The sequence below is a fragment of the Chryseobacterium sp. CBo1 genome (genome assembly GCF_001693475.1).
Classification (GTDB): Bacteria; Bacteroidota; Bacteroidia; order Flavobacteriales; family Weeksellaceae; genus Chryseobacterium; species Chryseobacterium formosense.
Genome location: NZ_MAUH01000001.1, coordinates 263,428 through 286,528, shown reverse-complemented (window position 1 = coordinate 286,528; position 23,101 = coordinate 263,428). Strand labels below are relative to the sequence as shown.

General features: G+C 36.9%; 15 protein-coding genes. 9 read left to right on the top strand and 6 right to left on the bottom strand.

From position 1 onward, the window contains the following. Positions 1–214: 214 nt before the first annotated feature. The 6 genes from BA768_RS01455 to kduI all read right to left on the bottom strand — a co-directional run bounded on the left by BA768_RS01455 (position 215) and on the right by kduI (position 7,214). A complete protein-coding gene (locus BA768_RS01455; RefSeq protein ID WP_065719424.1) occupies positions 215–1,750 on the bottom strand; it encodes an MFS transporter in 1,536 nt (511 codons plus the stop codon). 151 nt (positions 1,751–1,901) lie between these two features. Further along, positions 1,902–2,561 (bottom strand): bifunctional 4-hydroxy-2-oxoglutarate aldolase/2-dehydro-3-deoxy-phosphogluconate aldolase, encoded by a 660-nt coding sequence (locus tag BA768_RS01450; protein ID WP_065719423.1) that lies wholly within the window; start codon positions 2,559–2,561, stop codon positions 1,902–1,904. Between the two features lie 213 nt (positions 2,562–2,774). Next, positions 2,775–3,779 (bottom strand): sugar kinase, encoded by a 1,005-nt coding sequence (locus BA768_RS01445; protein ID WP_065719422.1) that lies wholly within the window; start codon positions 3,777–3,779, stop codon positions 2,775–2,777. Positions 3,780–4,169: 390 nt separating this feature from the next. After that, a complete protein-coding gene (uxaC, locus tag BA768_RS01440; RefSeq protein ID WP_065719421.1) occupies positions 4,170–5,567 on the bottom strand; it encodes a glucuronate isomerase in 1,398 nt (465 codons plus the stop codon). Positions 5,568–5,584: 17 nt separating this feature from the next. Next, entirely contained in the window at positions 5,585–6,367 is a 783-nt protein-coding gene (locus BA768_RS01435) for a gluconate 5-dehydrogenase (RefSeq protein ID WP_034673865.1), read from the bottom strand. Positions 6,368–6,377: 10 nt separating this feature from the next. Next, positions 6,378–7,214 carry a 5-dehydro-4-deoxy-D-glucuronate isomerase gene (kduI, locus tag BA768_RS01430; protein WP_034673864.1) on the bottom strand — a complete coding sequence of 279 codons (837 nt, stop codon included), beginning with the start codon at positions 7,212–7,214 and terminating at the stop codon, positions 6,378–6,380. 872 nt (positions 7,215–8,086) lie between these two features. On the opposite strand from kduI, the gene BA768_RS01425 reads away from it, so the two are divergent. The 9 genes from BA768_RS01425 (at position 8,087) to BA768_RS01385 (ending at position 22,987) form a co-directional block, all read left to right on the top strand. Continuing rightward, entirely contained in the window at positions 8,087–11,095 is a 3,009-nt protein-coding gene (locus BA768_RS01425; RefSeq protein ID WP_034673862.1) for a SusC/RagA family TonB-linked outer membrane protein, read from the top strand. Positions 11,096–11,106: 11 nt separating this feature from the next. After that, positions 11,107–12,936, top strand: coding sequence for a RagB/SusD family nutrient uptake outer membrane protein (locus tag BA768_RS01420; RefSeq protein ID WP_065719420.1), 1,830 nt, complete (start codon positions 11,107–11,109; stop codon positions 12,934–12,936). 94 nt (positions 12,937–13,030) lie between these two features. Further along, complete coding sequence (locus BA768_RS01415) at positions 13,031–14,056, top strand: pectinesterase family protein (protein ID WP_065719419.1); 1,026 nt, start codon at positions 13,031–13,033, stop codon at positions 14,054–14,056. 16 nt (positions 14,057–14,072) lie between these two features. Further along, the gene (locus BA768_RS01410) at positions 14,073–15,518 is read left to right on the top strand and encodes a pectate lyase (protein ID WP_228388254.1); all 1,446 of its coding nucleotides are present in this window, start codon (positions 14,073–14,075) and stop codon (positions 15,516–15,518) included. Positions 15,519–15,573: 55 nt separating this feature from the next. Next, a complete protein-coding gene (locus tag BA768_RS01405) occupies positions 15,574–16,833 on the top strand; it encodes a glycoside hydrolase family 105 protein (protein WP_065719418.1) in 1,260 nt (419 codons plus the stop codon). Positions 16,834–17,076: 243 nt separating this feature from the next. Next, positions 17,077–18,720 (top strand): glycoside hydrolase 43 family protein, encoded by a 1,644-nt coding sequence (locus BA768_RS01400; protein ID WP_065719417.1) that lies wholly within the window; start codon positions 17,077–17,079, stop codon positions 18,718–18,720. A 107-nt stretch (positions 18,721–18,827) separates the two neighbouring features. After that, entirely contained in the window at positions 18,828–20,489 is a 1,662-nt protein-coding gene (locus BA768_RS01395) for a glycoside hydrolase family 28 protein (protein ID WP_065719416.1), read from the top strand. Between the two features lie 317 nt (positions 20,490–20,806). Further along, positions 20,807–21,709 (top strand): alpha/beta hydrolase, encoded by a 903-nt coding sequence (locus BA768_RS01390; protein WP_083206558.1) that lies wholly within the window; start codon positions 20,807–20,809, stop codon positions 21,707–21,709. Positions 21,710–22,012: 303 nt separating this feature from the next. Then, the gene (locus tag BA768_RS01385; RefSeq protein WP_065719414.1) at positions 22,013–22,987 is read left to right on the top strand and encodes a pectinesterase family protein; all 975 of its coding nucleotides are present in this window, start codon (positions 22,013–22,015) and stop codon (positions 22,985–22,987) included. Positions 22,988–23,101 lie beyond the last annotated feature (114 nt).

Sequence of the window (23,101 nt, the reverse complement as noted above, 5' to 3'; positions counted from 1 at the left end):
TTTAGCACAAAGTCCGCAAAGATTTTTTTAAAGCTTGATGTATATTTTTAAGTTCGCAAAGGCGTTTCACTCAGCTAAGAACTCAAAGTTTTATATTTGAACCATTAAGATTTATTAAGAGGTTAAGGTTAATTAAGAGAAATAAATTTCTTAAGCTCGTACTTCAAATTCTTAATCATTCTTAACTGCTTAATTCTCCTTAATGGTTTAATTTTTATTTACTGATCACTTTATATTTAGGAACCAACATTTTCATTACTGTCCATGCGATCAGGTAAGCGACAGCACAGATAGAGAAAATAATCATGTACCCTTTATCGATTCCGTCTACAACTACAGCTCCTGATTTTTCCAATTGTTCGAAGAATCCGTCCGGTAATCTTTCATTGATGTATTGAGGATATTTTTCCAACAAAGGAACTCCGTCAACTGTTGACCAAGCTTTGTGAGCATGATCGAATAAAACTCCTGAAGATTTATTAATGATAAACGATCCGATTCCTCCTGCCATTCCGCCAATTCCGGTGATGGTTGCGATGGCTTTTTTCGGGAACATATCGCCTACGGTTGAGAATATATTTGCCGACCAAGCTTGGTGTGCTGCCCCTGCAATTCCGATGATTAAAACCGGAATCCAATAAGTTGCTGAACCTAAAGGTTGTGCCAATAAAGCCAGTAATGGAAAAAATGCGAAAATCAACATAGCTTTCATTCTTCCTGAATACGCGTTCATTCCTTTCTTTTCTACAAAATATTTTGGAAGCCAGCCTCCAATAATCGAAAGTAGAGTTATCATGTACAATACGAATAACGGCAATGCGCTTTGTGTGGAATCCATTCCGTAAACGGAGCTTAAATAAGCCGGAGTCCAGAATAAAAAGAACCACCAAACACCGTCGGTCATGAATTTTCCAAAAGCAAATGCCCAAGTCTGTCTGTAACTGAAACATTCTTTGAACGTGAATTTTCTTTCCTCCGTCTGAACAGCATTTTCTTCGACAACCGCATCCTCCTGATCCTGATTAATATAAGTCAGCTCATGTTCGTTTACTTTATGATGCTCGTGGGGTTTTTTGTAATAGAAAACCCAAAGTCCCATCCAAACAAATCCTAACGCACCGATGATAATGAACGCCCATTCCCAACCCATTGATTTTGCAATGAATGGAATTGTAATTGGTGCTGCCAAAGCTCCAACCGTAGCTCCTGCATTCCAGATACTTGTGGATAAAGCTCTGTCTTTTTTAGGAAAATATTCAGCGGTGGTTTTAATCGCTGCCGGGAAATTTCCAGCCTCCCCAATTGCCAACACAAAACGTGCAAAAATGAATAATGTTACACTCGTACTGATAATTGCCCCCGTATTAGAAACTGTTCCAATTAATTCTTTAGAACCGTGGAAACCTGCAAACCAGTCTCCGGTAAGGATTCCAGCGGTTGCAATTCCGCAAAATGCATGTAAAACAGCACCTACAGACCAAACTCCGATTGCCCAAAGGAAACCTTTTTTGGTATCCATCCAGTCTACGAATTTTCCTGCGAAAAGCATTCCTACTGCATAGAAAATGGAAAATAATGCGGTAATATTTCCGTAATCATTATTGTTCCAGTGAAATTCCGGAGCAATAAAATCTTTCCACGTTAATGATAAAACCTGACGATCCAAATAATTGATGGTCGTGGCAATGAACAGTAACGAACATATCGTCCATCTGAATGTACTTGGTTTAAGAGACTTAACCGAACTCATACTTGTTTAGAATTTAGTTATTTGTTTAAAAATATTTTTAACGCAAAGTTTGCAAAGATTTTTTGACTACTAACTGTTTTTAAGTTCGCAAAGGCGTTTCACTCAGCTAAGCTCTCAAAGTCTTTTTATTTGCGTTATAACTTCTTCATTATTATTTTAAAGCTTGGATAATTTCCAGAACTTTCTTCGTTTCATTTTCAATGGTTGTGTAATCTTTGGCAGCCATTAGATCTTTACTTACCAATTTGCTTCCCATTCCAACTGCAGAAACTCCTGCTTTGAACCAGCTTTCGATGCTTTCTTTCGTTGTATCTACTCCGCCAGTTGGCATAAATTTCAGATTTGGGAAAACATCTTTAATCGCACTCATAAATCCTGCACCCAAAGCATTTCCAGGGAATAATTTGATAAACGTTACTCCTGCAGCTTCAGCGGTGATAATTTCAGTCGGAGTCATGCAACCCGGACTGTACAATACATCTTTTGGAATTAAAAATTCTGCAACTTCCGCCACAAAACCCGGACTGATAAAAAAATCTGCGCCTACCTTGTAGTATTCTTCAGCCTGTTGTAGATTCTTAATGGTTCCGATTCCTAAAAGCATTTCCGGCATTTCCGCATTACGGATTTCTACCATTTTTGTAAAATTGCTCAACGCAGATTCCCCACGGCTTGTATATTCTACTGCACGGATTCCTGCTTTGTAAAGCGATTTTAATATTTCTAAAGTTACCGTTTCATCAGCATTGTAGTACAAAGGCAAAATCCCATGATTGATGATGGCATTGGTAACGATTTGAATTTTTGTCATTTTGTTTTAATTATTTATTGAAAATAATCTTTGATGTGATAAAGTCTATCCTTTAGTGTGCTGTTTCTTTAAAGACTCTTGTTTTTAACGCAAAGTCCGCAAAGTTTTTTTGACTACTAACTGTTTTTAAGTTCGCAAAGGCGTTTCACTCAGCCAAGCACACAAACGTTTTTAGTTTATTTAAGTTATTAAAAGCCATTAGCCAGAAGCCAACTACCTTTTTATTCTTCCTCCCGAATTTCCAGCCATTACTTCGAGGATGTCTTCTGCGCTGCAATAGTTGATGTCACCTAAGATGGTATGTTTGATGGCACAAGCGGCGTTGGCAAAATTCAATGCTTTTTCGTCGTCGAAGTTTTTTAAACCATAAATTAAACCTGCGGCAAAAGCATCCCCTGTTCCGATTCTGTCGACAACTTGGTCTATTTCTAAAAATTTAGTTTCAAAATAATTTCCGTTGACTAAAGCTCTTCCCTGAGTTTGTTGAGAACTCGCTGTAACCCCAATTCTTATTTTGTCGAAAATTTTGTGGATTGATGGACATTGCTTTTTTAACTCTTCACATGCTTCCAAAAATCCATTTTTATCTGATGAAAACTTTGTTCTTAAGATTTCATTGATTTCATTTACACCACCGATGAAAATGGTTGATAAAGAAACCAATTCTTTCAAAACCTCATTTCCGTTTTTCCCATATTTCCAAAGATTGGAACGATAAGCCGGATCGGTGGTCACTTCAATTCCCATTTCACGGGCTGTTAACAAACCTTCTTTCAAAGTTTCGTAAGCTGATTTTGAAATTCCTGGGCTGATTCCTGTCCAGTGAAAATAATCACAACTTTCCAGAGCTTTTTTCCAGTCGATTTTCTCTGATTCGATGTTGGCAAAAGAACCGTTCAGTCTGTTGTAAGCAATTCTGCTCGCACGAACCGACGATCCTACTTCTAAAAAGTACAACCCAAGAGGATGCTCATTTTTAGAAATAAAATTGGTGTCAATTCCGAAACTTTTTACAAAAGAAAGCGCCGATTCTCCAACAAAATCATCTGAAACACTACTTACGTGCTTTACTTCGCAGCCCATTGTTGCCAATGATGATGCTACATTGAGCTCAGTTCCGCCGAAGAAAAATTCCATTCCGTGGCTTTGCTTCATGGTTCTGTTTCCGGGAGGCGAAAGTCTCATGATGATTTCACCAAAAGTAAGTATTTTACCCATAAGTTTTTACTAACCTTAATTTTTTGAATATCTGCCGATGTTTTAACGCAAAGTGCGCAAAGATTTTTTAGACTACTAACTGCCTTTAAGTTCGCAAAGGCGTTTCACTCAGCTAAGAGCGCAAGACTTTTTTAGTAATAGAAATTACAGATATTTTTTTATTTAAACCATTAAGATTTTATTAAGGAGTTTAGAAAAATTAAGTTGAGCTTCGCTTTAAACGTTTTGCTAAATTAAAATCTTTGATTTTACCTTATCTAAAACTTAACTTCTTAATTCTCCTTAATGGTTCAAAAATATTTTGAATCTCTCGCAGATTTAGCTGATGACGCAGATCATTTTAAATCTGCAAAATTTACTCAATCTGCGAGAGATTAATTTTATTTAAATTTAAAAATCGAAATAATTTTTAGCATTATGGTAACAGATATCGGAAATTGTTTTTCCAATCAGTTCCATATCGTCCGGTAATTCACCGTTTTTCATTTCTTCTCCGAATAAGTTACAAAGCACTCTTCTGAAATATTCGTGTCTCGGGAAAGATAGGAAACTTCTGGAATCTGTTAACATCCCAACGAAACAGCTGATTAATCCCATGTTTGAAAGGGCATTCATTTGCTTGATCATCCCATCTTTCTGGTCTAAAAACCACCATCCTGAACCGAACTGTACTTTTCCTTTGATACTTCCATCATTAAAATTCCCAATCATGGTTGCGAAAATTTCATTGTCGGCAGGATTTAAGTTGTATAAAATGGTTTTTGTTAATTTGTCTTTTCCGTCTAAAGCGTTTAATAATTTAGACAAAGTTTCAGCCTGAACAAAGTCACCGATAGAATCCCAACCCGTATCCGGACCCAAAATTCTGTGCATTCTTTCGTTGTTATTTCTCAACGCCCCCAAGTGGAATTGCTGAACCCAACCAAATTTGTGGTAAGCTTCTCCTAAGAATAAAAGAATGGCTGTTTTAAATTGATTTACCTGCTTCTCAGCAATAACTTTTCCAGCTAATTTATCAGCAAAAATTGTTGAAACTTCTGCTTCGGTAGCTTCTTCGAAAGAAATATTGTTTAGTCCGTGATCGCACAATCTGCATCCGTTTTCATGGAAATATTCGATTCTTTTCAGCAAAGCATCGCATAAAGTCTGGTAAGAATTGATTTCAATTCCTGCCGATTCGCCCAATTTAGCAATATAATCTGCGAAGTTGTGGTTCTCAATTAAAATCGCTTTATCAGGACGAAATGCTGTGCTTACTTTTACTTTCCAGTCGCTTTTTGCCAAATCCTGATGATAATTTAGAATATCGGTAGGATCTTCCGTCGTGCATAGAGATTCTACATTCATCATTTCCAATAAACCTCTTGTCGATTTTCCCGGAGTCTGAAGCTGTGCGCTGATGTTGTCGTAAATTTCTGAAGCGTTGTTTTCATTTAACAATTCATCAATTCCGAAATATCTTTTCAGTTCTAAATGCGTCCAGTGATACAACGGATTTCTCAACGTATACGGAACTGTTTTAGCCCAAGCCTCAAATTTTTCTTTATCTGAAGCATCGCCAGTAATGAATTTTTCGTTCACGCCCATTGTACGCATGGCTCTCCATTTGTAGTGGTCACCAGCAATCCAAACCTTTGAAATATTTTCAAAAACTGTGTTTTCTGCAATATCTTTAGGAATCAAATGATTATGATAATCAATGATCGGCTGCTTTTCTGCGTAGTTGAAGTATAATTCTTCAGCGTATTTATTCTGTAATAAAAAGTTATCTGTAATAAAAGATTTCATTTTTGTAAATTCTTGCGTTACTCGTTTGAAGGCTTGCCGATGGTTGCTAAAATCCCGCCATCAACGTAAATAATCTGTCCGTTGATGAACTTACTTGCGTCTGAAGCTAAGAAAATAGCCGTTCCTGCAAGATCTTCAGGATTACCCCATCTCCCTTCCGGAGTTCTGCTGATGATAAAATCGTTGAACGGATTTCCGTCCACTCTTATTGGTTCTGTTTGAGACGTTGCAAAATATCCGGGACCGATTCCGTTCACCTGAATATTGTGTTTCGCCCATTCTGTCGCTAAATTCTTGGTAAGCATTTTCAATCCGCCTTTTGCAGAAGCGTACGCTACTACATTATCACGACCCAGCTCACTCATCATTGAGCAAATATTGATGATTTTCCCAGCTTTTCTTTTGATCATGTGCTTTCCAATTAATTTGGACATGATGAAAGGCCCGGTAAGATCTACATCGATTACTTTTCTAAAGTCTTCCACTTCCATGTCGACAGCCGGAATACGCTTGATGATTCCTGCATTGTTGACAAGGATGTCTATTTTCCCATGAGTAGCTTCCATTAAGGCTACCTTCTGAGCGGCTTCCAGTTCGTCGGTTACGTCAAAAATATAGCCAGTTGCTTTGTATCCTTTAGAATGATAATATTCCAGCGCTTCGTCTAATTTTGACGGTGTTGTACTTGTGATTGCCAGTTCAGCACCTGCAGCGGCAAGACCTTCTGCCATTGCCATTCCTAATCCGTGAGTTCCGCCTGTAACAACGGCCACTTTACCGGATAAATCGAATAAATTCATGTAGAAAAAATTACTTTAGTTCGTTAGTTTTAACAGCGTCCATATCGCCATAATCCATATTTTCTCCTGCCATTCCCCAGATAAATGTGTAGTTGGAAGTTCCAACCCCTGAGTGAATCGACCATTCCGGAGACAATACCGCTTCATTGTTTTTCATAAAAATATGACGGGTTTCGTTCGGTTGTCCCAAAAAATGACTTACCGCCTGACCTTCTTCCAGATCAAAATAGAAATAAGCCTCCATTCTTCTGGTGTGCGTATGAGAAGGCATCGTGTTCCAAACACTTCCTTCGTGCAATTCGGTCATACCCATTTGCAGCTGGCAAGTTTCTAATACGCTATTTACAATTAGTTTATTGATTGTTCTTCTATTTGCGTATTTTGTTTCGCCCAATTCTACAATTTCAGCTTCGTTCTTGGTAATTTTCTTTGTAGGATAAGAATGATGAGCCGGTGCAGAATTGAAATAAAATAAAGTCTGACCTTCATTTCCGTTTTCAAAAACAACATCTTTTGCTCCTTTTCCGATATATAAAGCTTCCTTATTTCCCAGTTCGAAAACTTCACCATCAACGGTCACCTTTCCGGCTGCCCCTACATTGATGATTCCCAATTCTCTTCTGTCTAAGAAATTTTCAGCTTTTAGATCATCTGTCGGTTCCAGCTTTAATGCACTTTTTACAGGCATTACACCACCAACAATCATTCTATCATACATAGAGTACACTACATTGATCTGATCTTCATTAAATAAACCATCCATCAAAAACTCCCTTCTCAAGTCTTCAGTTGTATATTTTTTTACATCTTCCGGATGATGGGCGTATCGAAATTCTGATTTTGTCATACTTTAGATTTTAAACTTAAATTATGGTTTTAAAAAACCTGTTAAACATTGCGTAATCGATTGCATAAAATTACACTAAAATTTTACAGAAATACTTGTGGTCTAATATAGAAATTATATTTAACCTGTTAACAAAAATTTAATTTAAATTTACAAAACATTGATTTATAGATTAATAAAATTAAAAATATTTTTATAACTTATACTTTACAAGTAGAAATTGCAGCATATTTTCACCTGAATTTGATGCAAAGCATCCATTAAAATAAAATCATGCCAATAATTTGACTCTGACTACCCCAAATATCATTTATACAATAATATATAATATAAAATGAAAATAGTTCGACATTTTAGTTATTTTTTTATCATTTATAAAATACACAAGTTTTAAGCTACAAAAAAGATGATAAAAATCACACTTTTAATACAAATTTAGTTTTTGGTTATAGTTTTTGGGAATTTTTTCGAATAAAAAAAATGAAAATTAAACAAAAAACATAGATTTTCGAAACTTAAACATCATAATTTATAATCTTTTTTAGCTTCTATTTAAAGCATTAAACAATAAAAGTAAAATACTGATAATCAATAATCTAATTTAAAATAACCATGTAATATTTTGCTATTCTTAACAAATTAAACAATCAAATTAATAAAAAAATAACATTTTTTTCTTTGCGTAATCAAAAATAATATTAGTTTAGAAGCCAAGATATTTTATTGTAAAAAATTACGCAATCGATTGCACTCTAAACAGCGTAGAAAGTTTAAAATATTTGCTGAAAAACAGAATTACTTAAAAATCCACAAAAACTAAAGAGAAACAACACATTTCTCAACCCAAAATTAAACTATATAAGGATACGTAAATGGATAAAAAAGTACAATCAATAAAGTGGTTATATTTAACTGCTTTCCTTATTCCTGTACTCGCTATGGCTCAGGAAAAAGAGAAAGAAACCAAAATCGACGAGGTGGTTTTGGTAGGGTACAATAAAGTATCGAAAAAAGATGTTACCAATGCCGTTTCATCTGTAAAAGGAGAAGCCTTAAAAGATATGCCGGTAAACTCGGCCGCTGAAGCGATCCAAGGAAGACTTGCCGGAGTTCAGGTTCAGGCTAGTGAAGGAAAACCCGGCGGAGATGTAGATATTACCATCCGTGGCGGAACATCCATTACCGGAAGTAACGCTCCATTATATATCGTTGACGGCATCCAAATGGATAACGCCATGACTATTCTTTCCCCAAAAGAAATTGAATCTATCGAAGTGTTAAAAGATGCATCTTCTACTTCTATCTATGGTTCGCGAGGTGCAAACGGGGTTGTTCTAATTACTACTAAAAGTGGTCGTAAAAAAGCAATTACCACCATTAATTACAATGGTTTTACCGGAGTAAGAAAAATCATGAATACACTTGATGTATTAGATCCTTACGAGTTTGTACTGTATCAATATGAATTATACAAAAAGAATGGCGTTATAGGTGATGCTGATGATATTGCTTTTAATACCAGATATGGTAGTACCTATAAGGAATTAGAAAAATACAAATCGGTTCAGAGGAGAGATTGGCAGGATGAATTATTTGGCAATGAAGCATTTAACTTCACTCATAATCTTAGCGTAAACGGAGGGTCTGAAAAGTCTGCATTCTCTTTTACTTTAAATCATGTGGATGAAGATGGTATTATGCTTGGTTCTGGCTTCAAAAGAAGCATGGCCAACTTTAAGTATGACTATGACATCAGTAAAAAACTTAAATTCGGAATCAACGCAAGATACGGAAGATCTTTAACGAACGGTGTGGGAACTTCCAGCAGCGGCTCTCAGAGTAATAACAGATTGAGAAACTCTGTAAGATACCAACCTTTTGAAGGAGGTTCTACGGTTCCTGTTGATGATTTTGATCCAAGCTACGCCACCAACACCAACTTGGTAAATCCCCTTCTTTTAAATGATAACGAGGTAAGAGATCACAGAATCAATGACTTATTATTGAATGCTTATCTTAACTATAACATTACGAAAGATTTGACGTTCAGAAGTGTTGTAGGTTATGTACAAAGAGATATTTCTACGAATCAGTTTTGGGGTACCGTTACTGCACAGGCAAGAGCAAATGCCGATATGCCGATTGTACAGCTTGACCGATCTCAGACAAGAAGAATTACCAATACCAATACATTAAATTATACCAAGAAATTTGGTCAGCATAAACTGGATGTTCTATTAGGTCAGGAAATTATACAAACCGATGGAGAATCGAGTACCAATTATGTAAAATGGTTTCCAAAATCGATCCTTCCTAATGAGGCATTTGCCAATATTGCAGCGGCAACGCCACCTCCGGGATTGATTCAGGATGCAGCAAGAACTGCTGTAATTGCTCCAGACCGTTTAGCATCATTCTTTGGCCGTGTCAATTACATTTTCGCCAATAAATACATCTTTACCGCATCAGTAAGAGCTGATGGATCGAATGTTTTCATGAAAGGAAATCAATGGGGATACTTCCCTGCTGCGTCATTGGCATGGAAAGTTAAAGAAGAAAAATTCCTGAAAGATGTTGACTGGTTAAATGAATTAAAACTTCGTGTAGGCTATGGTCTATCGGGGAATAATAGAATTACCTCTTATCTTTGGGCAAACTTCTACAATATCAACGCAAACAACGGGTATGTATTCGGAACTTCCGTTACGCCAGGGGCTGCAGTTTCTACTACGCAAACCAATCCTAATGTGAAATGGGAAGCTACAGTTTCTAAAAACGCAGGTATTGATTTTGAATTTTTCAAAGGAAGACTTTATGGTAGCGTAGACGGATATATTACAGATACCAAAGATCTATTGGTATTGGCAAAAGTGCCATTTCCGGGATATGCAAACCAGTTCCAAAACTCAGGAAAAACCAGAAATAAAGGTCTTGAATTTACCGTGGGAGGATCTGTTATAGATAAGGAAAATTTTGGCTGGAAAATAGATGCCAACATTTCTACCAATAAAAATACCATTTTAAGTTTAGGTAGTGGTACAGCTGCAGGCCAGGATTATTACTTAGTTCAGTCAGGAGGAATCGGAGGTTTCGACTTTATTGCTAAAGTAGGAAGCTCAGTAGGAACTTATTACGGATATGTAACTGAAGGAAGATATGAAATTTCTGACTTCGATTACAACGCATCAACCAAGGTTTATACATTAAAAGCAGGAGTTCCGAGCAGCAGCGCAATTGCTTTGGGAGCAAAAGCTGTACAACCGGGAGATCTTAAATTAAGAGATTTGAATGGAGACGGACAGATTACCGACGCAGACAGACAGGAATTAGGAAGCGCACTTCCAAAATTCTACGGAGGTTTCAACCAGACATTTAGATATAAAAATTTCGATATGAGTTTATTCTTTAATTTCTCAGTAGGAAATAAAGTGTACAACGCCAACAAAATCGAAAATACCACTCAATATCTTTATAGAGATAACAATATGGATGCTGCTGTTGCAGACCGATGGAGATGGTTTGATAACGACGGTGTGAAAGTTACAGACCCGACTCAATTAGCCGCTTTAAATGCTAACACAACGATGTGGACTCCGCCAACAGGACAATACATTCTTCACTCTTACGGAATTGAAGACGGATCATTCTTAAGATTAAACAACGTAACTTTAGGATACACCTTACCAAAAGGATCTTTAGAAATGATTGGTGTGAAAAATTTCAGATTATATGCAACGGTAAACAATTTATTCGTAATTACCGGGTACTCAGGCTATGACCCTGAAGCAAGTACAAGAAGAAATCCTCTGACTCCGGGTGTAGATTACGCAGCATACCCGAGAAGCCGTTTCTTTGTAACAGGTGTAGATATCACTTTCTAAAAAATTTAAAAATGAAAAAAAGCAAATCAATATTTATTTTATCTTGTCTTGCGGGAACACTTTTCTTTACGAATTCCTGCAGTGATTTCCTTAATCCTGAAAATCTTTCAAGTATTTCTGAAGCGCAGCAATTTGACAGTACTGCAGATACATTTTCAGCTTTAGTGGGAGTTTATTCCCAGCTTGGAGGTGATGATGGTTACGGGCAAAGATTATCATTAATTATTCCTCAGTCAGGTGACGATTTCAGAACATCCGGAAGCTACAATTGTAATGACAGAAGAGGAGTTGCCACTTTCGGAGCATGTACTACAAATACAGAACTTAATAATCCTTTCGGAAAATTATATACAGGAATAGAACGTGCCAATTTAGTGATTAAGAACATCCCATTATCACCTGTTTACCAGACAGGTTCTGTAGATGATAAAAAATTAATGGACAGATATTTGGGTGAAGCATTGACTCTTAGAGCTCAGTATTATTATGAACTGATCAGAAACTGGGGCGACGTTCCTTTTTATCTTGTTCCTGCATCTGATGTAGCTGAACAAAACCAGCCAAAAACAGATCGTGATGTTATTTATGATCAGCTTATAGAAGATTTGGCGAAGGCTTCAACGCTAGTACCATGGAGATCTGAAGGCGGAACAACAAGCAACAGAATTTCTAAAGGCTTTGTAAAAGGACTAAGAGCAAGAATTTCTTTGGCAAGAGCAGGATGGTCTTTAAGAAGAAGCCCACAACAGATGATGCAGGGTTCTAATCCTCAAAAATATTATCAGATCGCTTATGACGAGTGCAAAGATATTATGAATCATACAGGAGAACATGCATTGAATCCTAGTTATGAAAGCGTATTCAGAGCACTTCACACCAATTCTCAGGACGCTACCAACGAAGTTATTTTTGCTGTCGGAGCTTTCGGAGGAGGTACAAGAACAGACTCTAAAATCGGATATTACAACGGTCTTAAACATCATGATAACTCAAGCTGGAAAGGTGGCGGCGGAATCAATGCATTACCAACTTACTTCTACGAGTTTACAAAATATGACTTAAGAAGAGACATGAATGTAGGAATCTTCACTGTGAATGCTTCAAATCAGGCTGAATTGGTAGCTGCAAACTCATTCACAGATTCTAAATACAGAAAATCATGGACAAACATTACAGGTCCTTCTCAGACATTGGCGGTTGACTGGCCTTTACTAAGACTTTCTGATGTCATGCTGATGTTCGCTGAAGCTGATAATGAAATCCACGGTGCTCCTTCTGCTGATGCAATTAATGCAGTAAAAGCGGTAAGAAACAGAGCGTATGCAGGAAATCTGGGACAGGTAGGAACAATTCCTACAGATAAAGTTGGCTTCTTTAATTATATCGTTAAAGAAAGAATGCTGGAATTAGGTTCTGAGGGAATCAGAAAATACGACTTAATCAGATGGAACTTGTTAGCAACTAAAATTGCCGAAACAAAACAGAAATTGACTGATTTTATCAACGGAGTTGGTGCTTATGCAAATGTTCCTTTGGATATTTACTATAAAACTTCCGCATTCGATCCTACAAAAACTGCTCAGCAAAATATTACCACTATTGACGTATTTACAAATACCGGAGTAGCAAAAGCTGATGTATTCTATGTACCAAGCCAATCTACCACAATACCTGCAGGATATAAGAAAATTGCTTGGAGATCAGGAGTTTTGCCAACGTATGTAAATGATCCTTCTGCCGGTTATGCACAATATTTCCAGGCAAATAAGAGAGAACTTCTGCCAATTTATTTCGAATTTATACAGAATAATCCTGCTCTTACACAAGATTATGGTTATTAGTAAAAATATACATTCATATTAATTAATTTTCAGTACAGACTTACTCCTTCCAGGGAGAAGGTCTGTACTTTTCTTCAAAGAAAAATTCAGAGATATGCAGATTCCAGGTTTAAAAAATAAAATCACATTCTTATCTATTTTCTCCGCAGTCATTATCAGTCTTCTTTCTTTCAAGATGAAAGATGAAAAAACCATCATCGTTTCGAAAGACGGAAAAGGCAATTTCGCGACGGTTCAACAGGCAATTGAGGCGGTTGAAGAAGGAACATCGGTAAGAACAAAAATTATTGTAAAACCGGGAACATACAGAGAAAAAATCACTGTTTCAGATACAAAAAACCCGATCATACTAATTGGAGAAAATCCTGAAAACACCATTCTTGTTTACGGAGATCATGCTTCAAAACAAAATGCAGAAGGTAAAAACATAGGAACTACAGGTTCATCGAGTTTTTTTATCTTTTCTAATGATTTTTCGGCAAAGAATATTACGTTTCAAAACGATGCAGGTCCGGTCGGACAAGCCGTTGCCGTTTTAACAACAGGTGACAGAATTGCTTTTGAAAACTGCAGATTCTTAGGATTTCAGGATACACTTTATACAAAAGGTGCACAAGATGCTTTAGATAAAACTAAAATTTCAAGAAATTATTTTAAAGACTGCTACATTGAAGGAACTACCGACTATATTTTCGGAGCCGGAACTGCTGTTTTTGAAAACTGCATCATTTATTCTAAAAAAAATGCTTCTTACGTTACTGCAGCTTCTACAATTGAAGGAAACGAATTCGGTTATGTATTTATTAACTGTAATGTAACAGGAGATGCTGAACCAAATTCTGTATATTTGGGACGGCCTTGGAGACCATTTGCAAAAACGGTTTACGTCAACTGTGCAATCGATTCCACAATAAAAAAAGAAGGATGGCACAACTGGGCAAAACCCGATGCTGAGAAGACTACTTTCTACGCAGAATACAGTTCTAAAGGAGCCGGAGCTGATGTTTCAAAAAGAGCTTCATGGTCACATCAGCTGACAAAGGAGCAAAGTAAAAAATATACTTCAAAAAATATTCTTTCCGGAAAAGATAACTGGAATTTCAAAAAAGCTTTAAAATAAGCCAAATCAAAGAATTATGAAAACAGCTTTTATTATAGCTTCAATATTTGCAATTTTCACCTTACAAAACTGTACGGCTCAGTCTGCTGTTTCAGGTAAAAAAGAAACCGTGATTTTAGGAAAAACAATCAGCTTTCCCGGAGCAGAAGGTTTTGGCAGATTTACAACCGGAGGAAGAGGCGGAAAAGTTTTATTCGTAACCAAATTAACAGATGATGGCTCTGAAGGTACTTTAAGATATGCTGTAGAACAAAAAGGCGCAAGATATATTGTTTTTAAAACAGCCGGAACGATTTATCTGGAATCTCCTTTAAGAATAAAAGAAGGCAACGTTACGATTGCCGGACAAACCGCTCCCGGAGACGGAATCACGGTTGCAAACTATGAAACTTTCGTTGCAGCAGACAATGTGATTATCCGTTTTATGAGATTCAGAATGGGAGATCAGAAAAAATTTGAAGGTGATGCTTTAGGGGCAAGATTTATGAAAGGTTTAATGGTAGATCATTGTTCGATGAGCTGGTCTACCGATGAGACGGTTTCTATTTACGTCAATGAAAACACGACGCTTCAATGGTGTGTGATTACAGAAAGCTTAAGAAATTCTGCCCACCAGAAAGGCGCTCACGGATATGGTGGAATCGCAGGGGGAAAATTCGCATCTTTTCATCATAATATTTATGCAAATCACGATAGCCGTAATCCAAGATTGGGAGAGTATGCAGGAAGTAAATTTGCCTTAACCGATTTAACGGATTTCAGAAATAATGTCATTTACAATTGGGGACACAACAATGTTTATGGTGGAGAAGGAATGAACGTCAACATTGTTAACAACTACTACAAACCTGGGCCTGCAACTTTAACCAAGAAAAGAATCGTTGCTATCGATAAAAATACAAAACCTGAAGCTGAAGTATACAACATTTGGGGAAAATATTATATCAGCGGAAATATTTCTGAAGGCAATCCTGAAGTAACCGCAGACAATTGGGAAAAAGGAGTTTTCAACCAGATGAATAAAGCCTATAATCTTACGGATGCAGATAAAAATTCAATTAAAATCAATCAGCCACACGATATTCAGAACAATGTAAAAACAGATTCTCCGAAAGATGCTTATGAAAAAATACTGCAGATCGGTGGCTCGAGTTTCGTGAGAGATGCAGTCGATTTGAGAGTTTTAAAAGATGTAAAAAACGGAATATTCACTTATGAAGGTTCGCTGGGAAGCAAAAATGGAATCATCGATTCTCAAAAAGATGTCGGTGGATTTCCGGATTTAAAACCCGGAAAAGCACTTCCAGATTCAGATAATGACGGAATGCCCGATGAATGGGAAACCAAGCATCATCTTGATCCTAAAAAAGCAAACGCCAACGGAAGAGATTTAGACAAAAACTACGATAATATCGAGGTTTACACTCACAGTATTGTGCAGGACATTATCAAAAAACAATAATAGTATTTTTACTAAAATTAAATTAAAACAGAAAAATAACTTTAAAATATATAAAATGAATTTCATTAACCATAAAATTAAAGTATTGGCATTTGCTGCTTTAGGATCAGGAATATTTCTGGCTTGTGCCCAGACTAAAACTGTAGCAGCAACAAAGCTGGCAAAACAAACTTCGCAGGCAGGAAAAGTAGTTCCAACCAACTTAAAATGGTCTGAAAGAATGATGCTTTCCGAAATGCAGAGATTCCCTGAAGCATGGATGCTGGATTTCAGCAAAAGCCCGAAATGGACGTATCCTTCTGCAATCGTTTTAGACGGCGCAGAACAGCTTTACATGAAAACCGGTAAAAAAGAATATTACGATTACATCAGCGGTTTTGGTGAAACTTTAATCAAAGAAGATGGGACAATTCTTACCTATGATTTAGATAAGTACAATATCGATATGCTGAACAGCGGAAATGTTCTTCTTTATCTTTATGAAAAAGAGAAAAAAGACAAATACCTGAAAGCACTTCAGACTTTACGTTTACAAATCGACGGACAGCCAAGAACCAATGAAGGATCTTTCTGGCACAAAAAAATCTACCCTTATCAGGTTTGGTTAGACGGATTGTATATGGGAATGCCTTTCTACACACATTACACAAAAGATTTTGTAAAAGGTGCAGATGCAACAAAAGCGTATGATGACATCGTTTTCCAGTTTGATTCGGTTCAGAAAAATCTTTTAGATAAAAAAACAGGTCTATTGTATCACGCTTGGGACGAAAGCAAAGAACAGGCTTGGGCAAATAAAGAAACAGGACTTTCACCGAATTTTTGGGGAAGAGCAATGGGTTGGTACGGAATGGCGATGGTAGACGTTCTTGATTATTTACCTGAAAATCATCCGGGAAGAGCGAGAATTATTTCTTACATCAAGTCGTATTCAGACGCTGTTATTAAATATCAGGATAAAAAATCAGGACTTTGGTACCAGGTTTTAGATAAACCTTTGGCAAACGGAAACTATGAAGAAGCGACAGCTTCAGCGATGTTTGTATACACGATGATTAAGTCTGTTAATAAAGGTTATCTTCCAAAATCATACAAAACAGCAGCTAAAAAAGGCTACGACGGAATCATCAAAAACCTGATTACGGTTGATGAAAATGGTGTTGTGAATCTAAATAAATGTTGTGCTGTTGCCGGTTTGGGAGGAAAACCTTACAGAGACGGCTCTTACGAATATTACGTAAACGAGCAGATCCGTTCAAATGACGGAAAAGGAACAGGACCGTTTATCTTGGCAAGTTTAGAATTTGAAAAATAAATTTGAAACATTAAGAGAATTAAAGGGGTAAGATTTTTAAGATTAAAATCATAGATTTTATTAAGCATGCAGCTTAAAGCGAAGCTCAACTTAAATTTCCTAAACTTCTTAATTAAATCTTAATGGTTCAAAATTAAACATTTAGCCTTTGCTGAGTGAAACGCCTTTGCGAACGGAAAATATTCAGTAAGCCATTAAAAAATCTTTGCGCTCTTAGCGTTAAAACGAAATGAATCTGATTTTATGACGACAAACAAAATTTTAAATATACTCTCCATCACCGCATTTTCTATTGCTTCAACTTATCTGAATGCACAGGAAAAACCATACGTTTCCGAAGTTTGGTCTGCCGATCAGGGAAAAAATTATAAGAACCCGATTTTATACGCAGATTATTCAGATCCAGATGCAATCCGTGTTGGAGAAGATTATTACATGACCGCTTCAAGTTTCAACGAAGCTCCGGGATTACCGATTCTTCACTCAAAAGATATGGTCAACTGGAAATTGGTAAACTACGCCATTCAGGATGTTTTACCTAAAGAACATTTTTCAGTTCCAAGACGTGGAGATGCAGTCTGGGCACCAAGTATCCGTTTCCACAAAGGAGAATTCTACATTTATTGGGGAGATCCCGATTACGGAATTTATATGGTAAAAACTAAAGATCCGCTTGGAAAATGGGACGAACCGGTTTTGGTGATGGAAGGAAAAGGTTTGATTGATTCTTGTCCTTTTTGGGACGAAGACGGACAGGCCTATTTAGTTCACGGTTGGGCAGGAAGCCGTGCCGGAGTAAAAAGTTTGCTCTCCATCAATAAAATGAATCCTGAAGGTACAAAAGTTTTGGATAAAGGCGTTCATATTTTTGATGGTCATGATGCTCATCCAACGGTTGAAGGTCCAAAAATGTACAAAAGAAACGGCTATTACTACGTTTTTGCTCCTGCAGGTGGTGTTGCAACTGGATGGCAATTGGTTTTAAGGTCAAAAAATATTTACGGTCCTTACGAAGAGAAAATAGTTCTTGAACAAGGTAAAACAAAAATAAACGGTCCGCATCAGGGAGCTTGGGTAGATACGCCTTCAGGAGAAGGTTGGTTCTATCATTTTCAGGATGTGGATGCAGGAGGAAGAATCGTGCATTTGCAGCCGATGAAATGGGAAAAAGACTGGCCTTTAATGGGGATCGATAACGATAAAAACGGAATCGGTGAGCCGGTTTTAACATATAAAAAACCAAACGTTGGGAAAACCTATCCTATGATAACTCCAGCAGAAACGGATGAGTTTGATGGCGAAAAATTAGGGTTACAATGGCAATGGAGCGCTAATGAGAACATTGTTTGGTCATCGAAGCTTCCCGGACAGAAATTCCTGAGATTATTCTCCATGAAAATGGGTGAAAACGATAAAAATCTTTGGAATGTTCCGAATCTTCTGACTCAAAAATTTCCCGCTCCGAACTTTGTCGCTTCCACGAAAGTTAAATTAACTCCCGAAGATGCCAAAGAAGGAAAAACTGCCGGACTTTTGGTCATGGGAATGGATCACGCATCGCTTGTCATCACGAATAAAACCGATGGATATTATGTTCAGTTGAGAAAAGCCGAAAAGGCTGAAAAAGGTGGTGAAGAAAAGATTTTATTTGAAACTAAATTAAAATCAAATGAAGCTTATCTTAAAGTAAACGTAAATGAACCCAACGGAATCTGCACATTCAGTTACAGCGAAAACGGAAAAAACTTCATCAACGTTGGCGAACCGTTTCAGGCAAAACCCGGAAAATGGATTGGTGCTAAAGTCGGTTTATATTCTGTAAGTACACAGAAAGCCAATCGCGGTGGCTACGCAGATTTTGAATATTTTAGAGTAACAAAAAATTAAAATATTCCCACAGACAGCACAGATTTTCGGAGATGATTGCACTTAATTTTAAAAAAAATCGGTGAAATCTGTGGGAGGTTAAAAACAAAAAAATTAAGGATATCATTATGAAGAAGTCATTTAAAATCGTAGGTCTTGTTGCGGCAATGTTGTTTTCTGGAGAGTTCTACGCTCAAAATACAGATATTTACAAAGGAATTGAATTTACTATGCCGAAAGTCGTAGAAACTTCTTTCGCAGCCAATACAGTTTCCATCAAAGATTTCGGCGGAGTTGCAGACGGAAAAACCAAAAACACAGAAGCCTTCAAAAAAGCAATCGATGCCTTAGTAAAAAAAGGTGGTGGTAAATTGGTTGTTCCGAGAGGAATGTGGCTGACTGGACCAATTGAATTAAAAAGCAACATCAATCTTCACGTAGAAGAAGGTTCGATGATTGTTTTCAGCAAAGACAAAAGTGATTATCCTTTGGTAGACGTAAGTTTTGAAGGATTAAATACAATTCGTTGTCAGTCTCCGATTTCTGCTAGAAATGCTAAAAACATCGCCATCACAGGAAAAGGGGTAATCGACGGAAGCGGTGATGCTTGGAGAGCCGTAAAAAAAGGAAAATTATCTGAAACTGAATGGAAAAAATTCGTCGCTTCAGGAGGAATTGTTTCTAAAGACGGAAAAACTTGGTATCCTTCAGAAAGCTATAAAAAAGGATTTGAAAGCAGCTCAAGTTTCAATGTTCCTGACAAAATCAGCAAATCAGAACTGGAATCTGTGAAAGATTTCCTTCGTCCGGTAATGGTAAGCATCGTGGGTTGCGACCAGGTTTTATTGGATGGCCCTACTTTCCAGAATTCTCCGGCCTGGAATCTTCATCCTTTGATGACTTCTAATTTAATTTTAAGAAATCTTACGGTTAGAAATCCTTGGTATTCTCAAAACGGTGACGGTGTAGATTTGGAATCTTGTAAAAATGTTCTGATTTATGACAATACTTTTGACGTTGGAGACGATGCCATTTGCATTAAATCAGGAAAAAATGAAGACGGAAGAAAAAGAGGAATGCCTACTGAAAATGTTATCATTAAAAATAACGTTGTTTATCACGGTCACGGAGGTTTCGTAATCGGAAGCGAAATGTCGGGTGGAGCGAGAAATATGCACGTTTCAGACTGTACTTTTATCGGAACTGATATCGGACTTCGTTTCAAAACGACTCGTGGAAGAGGTGGTGTTGTTGAAAATATTTACATCAAAAATATTGATATGATTAACATTCCTACGCAGACGATTGGTTTCAATATGTTCTACGAAGGAGCTTCTCCGGTTTTGGAAGACGGACAAAAAGCAGAGGGGAATAAAGCTCCGGAAAAAGTGTATCCTGTAACAGAAGAAACGCCGGTTTTCAGAAATATTTATTTTAAAAATATTACCGCAACCAATTCTGATGAAGCCATTACGCTTTTCGGTTTGGCAGAAATGAATCTGAAGAATATTGTGATTGAAGATTCTCAGTTTGACACCAAAAAAGGCTTAACCATTGTAGACGCAGACGGAATTCAGTTGAAGAATGTAAAATTAAAATACACTGAAGGAACAGGAACAACCATCTTGAACAGTAAAAATATAGATCTTTCTACCTTGAAACTAGAATCAGATCAAAAACCAACCATCAAAGTTTTGGGAGCGAAAACCACAGCCGTAAAACTTCCGAAAGATGTAAAAGGCGAGCAATTGAGCATTTCGAAAGAGATTGCGAAAAATGCAGTGAAGTAATTTGAGATTTGAAGTTTGAGATACGGGTTTCGTGATTTGGGATTGGATCTCAGAAGAAATCTGAAGTTTGCGAATCAAAGTCCCAAAGGGACGATTTTCTAAAGGATAGGATGCAATCCTCTCAAGATTAAAAATATTAGATTTGAAATTTTGAAGAGAATTCAGCACACAGGAAAAATTTTAATTTTTCAACTATGTGTTCTAAATATTCTCAAACATATAAACTTAAAAGTTACTAATGTGTCCAAAAACTTTTGTGACTTTTGTGGTTAAACTAAAAATTTGAGGTTAATCAAACACCAAATATTATTTTAAAAATGAGTTTTTACAAACTATATTTTCTTTTTGTTTTTTTTGTAGGAGCAAAAGCATTCGGTCAGACAAAGCCGAATGCTACTCCTTACACAAACGAAGCAACATACGAAAAACTTAAAAAGAAACATCCGTTCATCACGCCTTTAAACAGACCGGTTCCGCCCAACATCGGGATCGATAAAGATGTAGAATATGCCAACATCAACGGACTTTCCCTGAAAGCCGACATCTACTACCCTCTTGACAAATCCAAAAAACATCCCGCAGTCGCAATGGTTCACGGTGGTGGCTGGATTTCAGGAAGCAAGGAAAATGAAAAATACATGGCTCAGGAATTGGCTTCAAAAGGTTATGTGGCGATTGCTGTCGGCTACCGTTTAAGTGAAGTCGCAAAATATCCTGCAGCGATTGATGATGTGGATAATGCTATTGAGTTTTTAAAGAAAAACAGAAAAAAATATGCTGTTGATACCAAGAAAATTGGAATCTTGGGCGAATCAGCAGGTGCACAGATTGCAACTTTGGTAGGTGTGAAATCAAAAGGAAAAATAAAAGCGATCGTGAATGTTGACGGAATTGTTTCGTTCATCCATCCCGAAGCTGAGGAAAGTACGTATGCTTCTTTTTGGTTGGGTGGCGACAGAAATGTTAATCTAAAAAACTGGACTGAAGCTTCTCCCTTAGAATTTGTTGACAAAAAAACACCTCCTGCCCTATTCATCAATTCTTCGCAACCACGTTTTCATGCAGGAAGAGATGACATGATGAGAAAACTGAAAAGCTATGGAACGTTCACAGAATTTCACGAGATCAAAGATACACCTCATTCATTCTGGTCTGCTGAACCTTGGTTCACAGAAACTTTGAATCTGACAGTAGATTTTTTGGATAAAACGTTGAAGTAATGTGAGATTGAGGCAAAGGTTTAGGTTAGTTGCACCATTTAACTGGCTTAGGAGTTTGGAACGTTAAGAAAATTTAAATTAAATCCGTTAAAAAATTTTCACTGTTTGAGTGACGGCAAAAAATATTCTTAACATTTCTAATTGTACTCTCCGCCCGAAACCTAGCGAAGTGGTTCGACGAAAGTATAGAGTCAATTTGGAAATTTTAGGATTTATTTTAAATTTTTAGTGGAAAAATCCAGCCTTGAACTTTTGGTTCTTTTGTTTTAAGACAAAAGAACATTAAAATCAAATTATTTTTTTATGAAAAAACTATTTTTAATACTTCTCATTTCTGCTACCAATTTTATATTGGCGCAAAACCCATACATCACTGTTACCGTTGCAAAAGACGGAAGCGCGCAATTCACCTCCATTCAAAAAGCCATTACTTCCATCAGAGATTTGGGACCGGGCGAAGCTTTAATTAAAATAAAAACCGGAACGTACAACGAAAAAATAGTTATTCCATCCTCAAAACATAAAATCACTTTACAAGGGGAAAACAAGGAAAACACCATCATTACCAACGATGATTATTCCGGTAAGACGGATGCTTTGAATGAAAAAATGACCACATTCAATTCCTACACACTTTTGGTGATGTCAGATGATGTTAAAATTTCAAATCTGACCATAAAAAATGCTTCATGCAATCAGGGACAGGCTGTTGCGCTTCATGTGGAAGGTGATCGTTTTATCGTCAAAAATTCCAATATTTTGGGTTGTCAGGATACGGTTTACACAGGCGGAAATCAAAGCAGACAATTCTACGAAAACTGTTATATAGAAGGAACAACCGACTTCCTTTTTGGTTCGGCAACCGTTGTGTTTAAAAACTGCACGATTAAAAGTTTAGCCAATTCTTATATCACTGCTGCATCCACAGACGAAAGTAAAGAATTCGGATATGTATTTTTCGATTGTAAATTGATCGCCAAAGAAGGCATCAACAAAGTATTTTTGGGAAGACCTTGGCGACCATATGCAAAAACAGTTTTTATCAATACCGAAATGGGAAATCACATCGTTCCCGAAGGCTGGAATCCGTGGAAAGGCGATAAAATGTTTCCTAATAAAGACAAAACCGCTTATTATGCAGAGTTCGGAAGTAAAGGGGAAGGTGGAAAAACTGAAAACCGTGTAGCCTGGTCACATCAGCTCACAAAAAAAGAAGCAAAAAAATATACCATTAAAAATATTTTAGGCGACTGGAAACCGGAGATGAGTAATAAGTAATTGGTAATGAGTAATTAAGACCATAAAAAATGACATAGGAAAATGGAGCGTTAAGAAAATTAAATTTTCATCCGTTAAAAAATTCCCACTGTTCGAAGCGCGAGACAGATTTTG